Below are 9,132 nucleotides of genomic sequence, written 5' to 3'. Positions count from 1 at the left end.
AGGCGTATATTAATTAAACCTTATAGAATAATGGGTTAATAAAAAAGGCACTCGCTGAGTGCCTTTCGCAAATTAAAGGAAGAAGGGACTTGGCTGGAAAAGCCGTTCCACATCCGAAATATACTTTTTATCGGTAAGGAACATGATGACGTGATCACCTTGTTCGATGCGAAGATTGTCGTTGGCGATCATCACGTCATTGCCACGCACCACCGCACCGATAATGGTACCAGGCGGCAGCTTAATTTCATCAATGACCCGGCCTACTACCCGTGAGGTGCTTTCATCCCCGTGGGCGACGGCTTCAATTGCCTCTGCAACCCCTCGACGCAGAGACGAAACGCCCACAATGTCTGCTTTGCGAACATGGCTAAGTAACGCTGAGATCGTGGCCTGCTGTGGCGAGATCGCGATATCAATGACGCTTCCCTGAACCAGATCGACATACGCCTTACGTTGGATCAGCACCATGACCTTTTTGGCGCCCATCCGTTTGGCCAGCATCGCCGACATAATATTCGCTTCGTCATCGTTAGTGACGGCAATAAACAGATCAACTTGATCAATATGCTCTTCGGCCAGCAGCTCTTGATCCGATGCATCGCCAAAGAAAACGATCGTATTCTGTAATTTTTCTGCCAGTTCTGCTGCGCGCTGCTGATCGCGTTCGATCAGCTTCACGCTGTAATCCTTTTCCAGTCGCCGTGCCAGACCTGCGCCGATATTACCGCCGCCAACGAGCATAATCCGCTTATAGGGTTTCTCCAGTCTCTGAAGCTCACTCATTACCGCCCGAATATGCTGTGAGGCGGCGATAAAAAACACCTCATCACCGGCTTCGACGATGGTTGAGCCTTGCGGACGGATAGGACGGTCGTGGCGGAAAATAGCGGCCACACGCGTATCGATATGCGGCATATGCTCGCGCATGGTTGAGAGCGCATTCCCTACCAGCGGCCCGCCATAATAGGCTTTGACGACGGCCAGACTTACCTTGCCTTCAGCAAAGTTCACAACCTGAAGTGCACCGGGGTATTCAATCAGACGATAGATGTTGTCGATAACCAACTGCTCTGGCGCAATCAGATGATCGATTGGTACGGCATCGCTATGGAATAGTTTCTCAGCATCACGGACATAATCCGGCGAGCGGATACGGGCAATGCGATTCGGCGTATTGAATAACGAGTAGGCGACCTGGCAAGCCACCATATTCGTCTCATCTGAACTGGTCACGGCAACCAGCATATCGGCATCATCTGCGCCGGCTTCGCGCAAAACGCGGGGGTGCGATGCATGGCCTTGTACCACGCGCAGGTCAAATTTGTCCTGCAAACTGCGTAAACGCTCACCGTTGGTATCGATAATGGTGATATCGTTATTTTCCCCGACCAGGTTTTCTGCCAGCGTACCACCGACTTGTCCGGCGCCCAGAATGATTATCTTCATCAGTTGCGACCCGTTATCTCATTACTTCTTGATTAGCTTAGCGTAGAAGAAACCATCGCCTTCTTCTGCACCGGGTAAATTCTGGAGGCCCGGCTGTTCAGCCGTTCCGGTCTCGCTCAGTACGGCATTTGGCATACGTGCCAGGAATGCGGCAATCTGCTGCTGGTTCTCTTCTGGCAGAATAGAGCAGGTTGCATACACTAACGTGCCGCCCGGTTTCAGATGTGCCCAGGTGGCATCGAGTATCTCGGACTGTAACTGCGCAAGCTCTGCAATATCGCGGTCGCGGCGCAGCCATTTTATATCCGGATGGCGGCGAATTACGCCGGTCGCGGAGCACGGTGCATCCAATAAAATACGATCGAACTGCTGTTCGCCGCACCATTGCTGAGGATAGCGGCCATCCCCCTGTTTTACCGTCGCCTTCATGCCCAGACGTTTCAGGTTATCGTAGACGCGCGATAAGCGCTTCTCATCAACATCAACCGCCATGACGTTGGCTTCTGGTGCCACTTCGAGAATGTGCGTGGTTTTACCACCGGGTGCACAGCATAAATCGAGTATCTGCTCACCGTTTTGCGGTTGTAGATAGCGAACGCAGCCCTGTGCTGAAGCATCCTGTACGGTGACCCACCCTTGTTCAAAACCCGGTAACGCAAGTACGGATGTTGGCGTTTCCAGACGCACGGCATCGGGATAATCAGTGTGCGCGAGGCCCGTGAGACCGGCTTCAGCCAGCAGCGCCAGCCAGCTATCGCGGGTGTGATGGTTGCGATTGACGCGCAGCCACATTGGTGGGCGCTGATTATTGGCTTCAAGAATACTTTCCCATTGCTGCGGGTAAGCGTTTTGAATACGTTTTACCAGCCATGATGGATGCAGGAAGCGCAGCTCGCTTTGTGAAAACTCGGCCAGAAGCTCTTCCTGGCGACGCTGGAACTGGCGTAGCACGCCGTTAATCAGGCCCTTCAACTGAGGGCGTTTGATGACGACCGCACCTTCGACCGTCTCGGCCAGCGCGGCATGCGCAGGGATGCGCGTATGCAACAATTGATACAGACCCACCATGATCAGGTAATGAACGGTGCGCTGTTTTCCCGTCATCGGGCGTTCCATCAACTGTTTGATCATCCATTCGAGCTGAGAAAGGGAGCGCAGTACGCCAAAGCAGAGCTCCTGCAGCAGCGCTTTATCTTTATCGCCAACTTTTTGCTGCATCGCGGGCAGGACGTTACTTAACGACTGTCCTTTTTCGACAACCTGCTCAACGGCCTGAGCCGCCATACTGCGTAAATTCAGATGTTTTTTCATAACCGTAGAAATAAAAATGCCCGGAGACTCCGGGCTTTAAAAGAGATGAACCGTCAGAGGAGACGATTTCCGGGTACAAACCATTCCCGGCGCGAATTCAGAAGATCCTGGGCGCTCATGGCTTTTTTACCTGCTGGCTGCAGTGAGATAAGATTCAGGATCCCGTCCCCGGTTGCGACCTGAATACCCTGGCGGGTGGCTTCCAGAATCGTGCCTGGCTCGGCTGCTGCGATTTTATCAATCACCGATGCCTGCCAGATTTTCACCGGCTGGTCGTCTATCACGATGTAACTCATCGGCCACGGATTAAAGGCGCGAATGCAGCGCTCAAGCTGCGCCGCGCTGAGCGTCCAGTCGACGCGGGCTTCCTCTTTACTGAGCTTTTCTGCGTAGCTGACCAGGGACTCATCCTGAACTTCTGGTTTTGCCGCGCCGGTTGCCAACAGATGCAGCGTATGCAGTAAACCTTGCGGCCCGAGATCTGCCAACTTGTCGTAAAGGCTGGCGCTGGTATCTTCAGCAGTGATAGGACAGGAGAGTTTATGCAGCATATCACCCGTATCCAGACCAACATCCATCTGCATAATCGTGACGCCCGTTTCTCTGTCACCGGCCCACAATGAACGCTGAATAGGCGCCGCACCACGCCAGCGTGGCAGCAGGGAACCATGGACATTGATACAGCCGAGACGCGGCATAGCCAGCACCGCTTTTGGCAGAATCAGGCCATAGGCCACCACAACCATGATATCGGCGTTGAGAGCGGCGACCAGATTCTGGTTTTCTTCCGGACGTAACGAAACCGGCTGGAAGACCGGGATCCCTTTCTCTTCTGCCAGAACTTTAACCGGGCTGGGCATCAGCTTCTTACCACGGCCAGCAGGGCGGTCAGGCTGAGTAAATACGCCAACGACCTGGTGCTCAGACGACAGCAGCGCATCAAGATGACGCGCTGCAAAGTCAGGAGTACCCGCAAAAATAATACGTAGTGAATCTGCCACGTTAATCCTTATCCTTAGGCACGCGCGTTCAGGCGATCCAGTTTTTCAACTTTTTGACGAATACGTTGCTGTTTTAACGGAGAAAGATAATCGATAAACAGTTTACCGACTAAATGATCCATTTCATGTTGGATGCAGATAGCCAGCAGCTCGTCAGCTTCAAGTTCAAATGAATTACCGTTACGGTCAAGTGCGCGGATTTTCACGCGTTCGGCGCGAGGCACCAGCGCCCGCTGTTCAGGAATCGACAGGCAACCTTCTTCGATGCCGGTCTCGCCGTCTTTTTCCAGCAGTTCTGGGTTAATTAACACCAACTGCTGCTCGCGATTCTCGGAGACATCGATAACGATAATCCGTTTATGGATATCAACCTGCGTTGCTGCGAGGCCAATACCTTCTTCGGCGTACATTGTCTCGAACATATCGTCGACAATACGCTGGATTTCTTCATTCACTTCTTTTACCGGTTCTGCGACTTTGCGAAGACGCTCGTCCGGGATATGTAACACTTGCAAAACTGCCATAAATATCCAGAGTTCTGTTCAGGAGTAGGAAAGATTATTACCTCTATTCTAGACAAAACCCCCTCTAATTGACAGCATCACTGACCAATCGCAAGGATTGCTGATGCCGCATATGGCAGGGAGAAAAGGATGTCGCCAGAAGAGGTCGCCTTCCGTCTGTTGAAGGTCAATACGTTATGCGGTGATGAAATGTTGCACGCGCTGTGCGTTCTGCGTCAGCAAGCGCATATCACCCTACAGACCCTGGCGAAACTCGGGTTTAGCGTCAAGCAAGCTCAGCGTTTTTTTTCGTTCACTTCTGCTGAACGAGAGGCTGCCGAGCGGTGGCTGGCATTACCAGATAGCACCCTTTTGTTGGCGGATTCGCCGCTTTATCCTGAATCATTAAGAGCTATTCGCGACTACCCGGCGGTACTCTGTGTCCGCGGCAACGTGCATTTATTGAGTACAGTACAGATTGCGGTTGTGGGAAGTCGCCAACATTCACTCTATGGGGAACGTTGGGGGCGATACTTTTGCGAGGCATTGGCAAAGCAAGGCGTGACGATCACCAGTGGACTGGCGCTAGGCATTGATGGTGTCGCTCACCGCGCGGCGTTACAGGCCGGCGGTGGGACGATTGCGGTGCTCGGAAGCGGTTTGAATCATATTTATCCCCATCGTCATCGAGCGTTGGCCGAAAGTATTGTGTCCAGCGGTGGGGCATTGGTCTCCGAGTTTTCCCTTGCCGCACTCCCTGTCGCACATCATTTCCCCCGTCGAAACCGAATTATCAGCGGATTAAGCTCCGGCGTGCTGGTGGTGGAGGCTGCGCTCCGTAGCGGTTCTTTGGTCACGGCGCGCTGCGCGCTTGAGCAAGGGCGAGATGTATTTGCTATTCCGGGGCCACTGGGGCATCCGGGAACGGAGGGGCCACACTGGCTGATTAAACAAGGGGTGGTGACGGCTACCGAGCCCGAAGATATTCTGGCGCAATATCCGGACGTAAACAGACAGTTGCCCGTCCGTGCGGGGATGACAAATTATTGTGCAGATAAGGAATCTGTAGCATTGCCATTTCCTGAGCTCCTGGCTAACGTAGGAGATGAGGCAACACCTGTTGACGTCGTCGCTGAACGTGCCGGCCAACCTGTGCCAGTTATCGTGGCTCAGCTACTTGAACTGGAGTTAGCAGGATGGATCGCAGCAGTACCCGGCGGCTATGTCCGATTAAGGAGGGCAGGCCATGTTCGACGTACTAATGTATTTGTTTGAGACCTACATCCATAACGAAACAGAAATGCGCGTGGATCAGGACAGACTGACTCGGGATCTTACCGATGCGGGGTTCGAACGTGAAGATATCTTCAACGCGCTAATGTGGCTGGAAAAGCTCGCCGATTATCAGGAAGGCCTCGTAGAACCGATGCAGCTTGCATCCGATCCTCTCTCCGTGCGCATTTTTACACAGGAGGAGAGTCAGCGTCTGGATGCCAGTTGTCGAGGATTCCTGTTATTCCTGGAGCAGATTCAGGTGCTGAACCTCGAAACGCGGGAAATGGTGATTGAGCGCGTGATGGCTCTGGATACCGCAGAGTTTGAGCTGGAAGAGCTGAAATGGGTCATTTTAATGGTGCTGTTCAATCTTCCCGGCTGCGAAAACGCGTATCAACAAATGGAAGAATTACTCTTCGAGACGAATGAAGGTATGCTGCACTAATTATTTATGTGGCATCAAGAGTGGTTATGACCAAATCAGCACTGTTTTCGGTGCGTAAAAACGAGCCCTGCCCGCAGTGCGGGGCTGAACTAGTCATACGGTCCGGTAAGCACGGGCCGTTTCTTGGCTGCTCCCATTATCCGGAATGCGATTATGTTCGTCCCCTGAAAAATCAGGCGGATGGACATGTCGTAAAAGTTCTGGAGGGGCAGCTATGTCCTGAATGCGGTGCCGAACTGGTATTGCGCCAGGGACGCTTTGGCATGTTCATTGGATGCAGTCAGTATCCTGAGTGTGAACACACTGAAGTTATAGACAAACCCGATGAAACGGCAATTACCTGCCCTGCTTGTCAGCAGGGGAAACTGGTTCAACGCCGCTCACGTTATGGTAAAAACTTTCATTCCTGCGATCGCTATCCGGAATGCCAGTTTGTCATTAACTTCACACCGGTAGCGGGGGAGTGTCCCGAGTGCCATTACCCGCTGCTTATCGAAAAGAAAACGGCGCAGGGCGTAAAACGCTTTTGTGCCAGTAAACAATGTGGAAAGCCGGTACCGGCGAAACAAATCAGTGAATAAAAACCTGCCATCAGAGAGCGTACAGCGTGCGGTTGTTGCTCTGAATAATAAAGAAGTCATCGCCTATCCAACCGAAGCTGTATTTGGCGTCGGTTGCGATCCCGACAGTGAAGAAGCGGTTATGAGCCTGCTGGTACTGAAACAACGTCCGGTAGAAAAAGGGCTCATCCTCATTGCCGCCAGTTATGAGCAGCTGAAACCTTATATTGACGACAGTATGTTAAGCGAGGAGCAGCGTGCAGCCGTCTTTTCTCGTTGGCCAGGACCGGTGACGTTTGTCTTCCCTGCGAAGGCAACCACACCGGGTTGGTTAACGGGCCGTTTTAACTCGCTCGCTGTCAGAGTGACCGACCACCCCGTAGTTATCGAACTCTGTCAGGCCTACGGCAAGCCATTGGTTTCAACCAGTGCCAATTTGAGTGGGGAGCCACCGTGTCGTACAACGGCCGAGGTTATCGCCCAGTTTGGCGATGATTTTCCGGTGGTTGATGCACTCACGGGAGGGCGGTTGAATCCGTCGGAAATCCTTGATGCCCTGACGGGCGAACGTTTTCGCCAGGGATAATGTATGGAAAGCTACGTCGTTTTTGGCAACCCGATTGCGCACAGCAAGTCACCGTTTATTCATCAGCAATTTGCGCAGCAGCTACAGTTAACCCACCCTTATGGGCGCATGCTGGCACCGCTGGATGACTTTATCCCTACCTTAAATGCTTTTTTCCAGCAGGGGGGGAAAGGGGCCAACGTCACGGTTCCTTTTAAAGAAGAGGCTTATGCACGAGCGGATGAGCTGACTGAACGCGCGGCGTTGGCGGGCGCGGTGAATACGCTTAAACGGCTCGACGATGGGCGTATTCTTGGTGATAACACCGATGGCATCGGATTATTGAGCGATCTTGAAAGACTGGCGCTGATTAAACCTGGCTATCGTGTGCTATTGATTGGCGCGGGTGGCGCGGCACGTGGCGTATTGTTGCCGCTGCTTTCTCTGGACTGCAGCGTCACCATCACTAACCGTACCCATTCACGAGCTCAGACGCTTGCCGAACTATTCCGTCACACGGGGAGCGTGAACGCGCAGCCGATGTCGGAACTGGATGGTCATGAATTCGATCTCATTATTAACGCAACTTCCAGCGGTATTGCCGGTGAAACACCCTTGATACCTGCATCCTTAGTGAATGCACACGTGTGCTGCTATGACATGTTTTATCAGAAAGGCAATACTGCATTTCTGTCATGGTGTATTCAGCATGGGGCGAAACGTTATGCGGATGGTCTGGGAATGCTGGTGGGGCAAGCGGCGCATGCTGTTTTATTGTGGCACGGTATCTTGCCTGATGTCGTACCTGTGATCGAATCGCTTAAACGCGAGCTCGGTGTATGAATCAGGCCATTCAGTTTCCTGATAGGGAAGAGTGGCGTGCGGATATCAATGCGATCTGCTTTCCTGCGCTGGTGAACGGCGTGCAGTTGATGTGTGCGATAGATAAGCAAGTCATCGCTCGTCGCTTTGGGGGGGAAGATCCGGCGCAGTGGATGGCGCTGTTTTGTGAAAATCGCTGGGATCTGGAAGAGGAAGCCAGCGATCTGATTCGTGAACAGCAGGAGGACAATCAGGGCTGGGTATGGTTGTCCTGATCCAGATAGTCGTCTTTCCACTTCACATAGTTGTTGGCTGAATAACGAAGACCTTCGAGTTCGGCCTCTTTTAATGGTCTGATTTGTTTAACGGGACTTCCTAAGTAAAGAAAGCCACTCTCCAGACGCTTATGTTGTGGTACCAGGCTGCCGGCGCCAATCATCACGTCGTCTTCAACGATAACACCGTCCAACAATATAGAACCCATTCCCACCAATACCCGATTACCGATGGTGCAGCCGTGGAGCATGACTTTATGCCCAACGGTGACGTCTTCGCCGACGATGAGCGGGTTTCCCTGCGGATTTTTTGTCGACTTATGGGTAACGTGTAGCACGCTGCCATCCTGAATATTGCTGCGGGCACCAATCTGGATATAGTTGACGTCACCGCGCGCAGCAACCAGTGGCCAGATGCTGACATCATCAGCCAGGCGGACATCGCCAACGATGACGCTGGAGGCGTCGATCATTACGCGATCGCCTACTTGGGGGAATAAATCTTTATAGCGACGTAAAATGGCAGACATGTTTACCTCTTTAAAACGATATCTCAGTGGAGTTCTTTCTCATTATCAGGCCTATTTGTGGGTTTCTCATCTCAAAAATTAAGCAAATCGAACACTTACAACGCAAAAAGTGTGAAAAAACGACACTTGGAAAAAAAAGTGAGAAAAGGGGTTGTGCTAAAAACAAAGTTCCCTATAATGCGCACCCACTGAGACGGCAAACGTGAATCACTTCACACTAACTAGCCGGTTCGGTTGAAGAGAAAAACCTGAAAATGAGGGTTGACTCTGAAAGAGGAAAGCGTAATATACGCCACCTCGCAACAGTGAGCGAAAGCCGTGTTGCACTGCTCTTTAACAATTTATCAGACAATCTGTGTGGGCACTCAAAGTGACATGGATTCTTAACGTCCTCGG

The 9,132-nt window shown here is 52.1% G+C and carries 11 protein-coding genes; 6 read left to right on the top strand and 5 right to left on the bottom strand.

The features are described from left to right. Positions 1 to 72 precede the first annotated feature (72 nt). Genes trkA through def form a run of 4 tightly spaced genes read right to left on the bottom strand, consistent with a single transcriptional unit; the run spans position 73 to position 4,285 of the window. On the bottom strand, positions 73 to 1,449 hold the full coding sequence (gene trkA / locus KCR01S_RS21645; RefSeq protein WP_061285031.1) for a Trk system potassium transporter TrkA: 1,377 nt from the start codon (positions 1,447 to 1,449) through the stop codon (positions 73 to 75). Positions 1,450 to 1,470: 21 nt separating this feature from the next. After that, a complete protein-coding gene (gene rsmB / locus KCR01S_RS21640) occupies positions 1,471 to 2,760 on the bottom strand; it encodes a 16S rRNA (cytosine(967)-C(5))-methyltransferase RsmB (RefSeq protein WP_061285030.1) in 1,290 nt (429 codons plus the stop codon). A 53-nt stretch (positions 2,761 to 2,813) separates the two neighbouring features. After that, positions 2,814 to 3,761 carry a methionyl-tRNA formyltransferase gene (gene fmt, locus KCR01S_RS21635; RefSeq protein ID WP_061285029.1) on the bottom strand — a complete coding sequence of 316 codons (948 nt, stop codon included), beginning with the start codon at positions 3,759 to 3,761 and terminating at the stop codon, positions 2,814 to 2,816. A gap of 14 nt (positions 3,762 to 3,775) precedes the next feature. Continuing rightward, entirely contained in the window at positions 3,776 to 4,285 is a 510-nt protein-coding gene (def, locus tag KCR01S_RS21630) for a peptide deformylase (RefSeq protein WP_061285028.1), read from the bottom strand. Positions 4,286 to 4,414: 129 nt separating this feature from the next. On the opposite strand from def, the gene dprA reads away from it, so the two are divergent. The 6 genes from dprA to KCR01S_RS21600 are packed head-to-tail and all read left to right on the top strand — an operon-like array spanning position 4,415 to position 8,206. Further along, entirely contained in the window at positions 4,415 to 5,539 is a 1,125-nt protein-coding gene (gene dprA / locus KCR01S_RS21625) for a DNA-protecting protein DprA (protein WP_061285027.1), read from the top strand. After that, positions 5,511 to 5,984 (top strand): DUF494 family protein Smg, encoded by a 474-nt coding sequence (gene smg / locus KCR01S_RS21620; RefSeq protein ID WP_061285026.1) that lies wholly within the window; start codon positions 5,511 to 5,513, stop codon positions 5,982 to 5,984. Before dprA ends, smg begins: the two co-directional genes overlap by 29 nt. 26 nt (positions 5,985 to 6,010) lie before the next feature. After that, on the top strand, positions 6,011 to 6,565 hold the full coding sequence (locus KCR01S_RS21615) for a DNA topoisomerase family protein (RefSeq protein WP_061285025.1): 555 nt from the start codon (positions 6,011 to 6,013) through the stop codon (positions 6,563 to 6,565). Further along, positions 6,558 to 7,130, top strand: a complete 573-nt coding sequence (gene tsaC / locus KCR01S_RS21610; RefSeq protein WP_061285024.1) for an L-threonylcarbamoyladenylate synthase type 1 TsaC — start codon at positions 6,558 to 6,560, stop codon at positions 7,128 to 7,130. Before KCR01S_RS21615 ends, tsaC begins: the two co-directional genes overlap by 8 nt. 3 nt (positions 7,131 to 7,133) lie before the next feature. Beyond that, on the top strand, positions 7,134 to 7,952 hold the full coding sequence (gene aroE, locus KCR01S_RS21605; RefSeq protein ID WP_061285023.1) for a shikimate dehydrogenase: 819 nt from the start codon (positions 7,134 to 7,136) through the stop codon (positions 7,950 to 7,952). Continuing rightward, positions 7,949 to 8,206, top strand: a complete 258-nt coding sequence (locus KCR01S_RS21600) for a DUF1488 family protein (RefSeq protein ID WP_061285022.1) — start codon at positions 7,949 to 7,951, stop codon at positions 8,204 to 8,206. Before aroE ends, KCR01S_RS21600 begins: the two co-directional genes overlap by 4 nt. Here KCR01S_RS21600 and KCR01S_RS21595 read toward each other — a convergent pair. Continuing rightward, the gene (locus KCR01S_RS21595) at positions 8,182 to 8,736 is read right to left on the bottom strand and encodes a gamma carbonic anhydrase family protein (RefSeq protein WP_061285021.1); all 555 of its coding nucleotides are present in this window, start codon (positions 8,734 to 8,736) and stop codon (positions 8,182 to 8,184) included. The genes KCR01S_RS21600 and KCR01S_RS21595 overlap by 25 nt on opposite strands. Positions 8,737 to 9,132 lie beyond the last annotated feature (396 nt).

The organism is Kluyvera cryocrescens NBRC 102467 (assembly GCF_001571285.1).
Taxonomy (GTDB): Bacteria; Pseudomonadota; Gammaproteobacteria; order Enterobacterales; family Enterobacteriaceae; genus Kluyvera; species Kluyvera cryocrescens.
Note: the sequence above shows the minus strand (reverse complement) of the source record. Positions and strands in the feature narration are given on the sequence as shown.

Excerpts from the sequence above, each read along its gene's own strand:
- KCR01S_RS21600 (WP_061285022.1), top strand. The coding sequence starts at position 7,949 with ATGAATCAGGCCATTCAGTTTCCTGATAGGGAAGAGTGGCGTGCGGAT.
- rsmB (WP_061285030.1), bottom strand. The coding sequence starts at position 2,760 with ATGAAAAAACATCTGAATTTACGCAGTATGGCGGCTCAGGCCGTTGAG.
- KCR01S_RS21595 (WP_061285021.1), bottom strand. The coding sequence starts at position 8,736 with ATGTCTGCCATTTTACGTCGCTATAAAGATTTATTCCCCCAAGTAGGC.
- aroE (WP_061285023.1), top strand. The coding sequence starts at position 7,134 with ATGGAAAGCTACGTCGTTTTTGGCAACCCGATTGCGCACAGCAAGTCA.
- def (WP_061285028.1), bottom strand. The coding sequence starts at position 4,285 with ATGGCAGTTTTGCAAGTGTTACATATCCCGGACGAGCGTCTTCGCAAA.
- dprA (WP_061285027.1), top strand. The coding sequence starts at position 4,415 with ATGTCGCCAGAAGAGGTCGCCTTCCGTCTGTTGAAGGTCAATACGTTA.
- smg (WP_061285026.1), top strand. The coding sequence starts at position 5,511 with ATGTTCGACGTACTAATGTATTTGTTTGAGACCTACATCCATAACGAA.
- trkA (WP_061285031.1), bottom strand. The coding sequence starts at position 1,449 with ATGAAGATAATCATTCTGGGCGCCGGACAAGTCGGTGGTACGCTGGCA.
- KCR01S_RS21615 (WP_061285025.1), top strand. The coding sequence starts at position 6,011 with ATGACCAAATCAGCACTGTTTTCGGTGCGTAAAAACGAGCCCTGCCCG.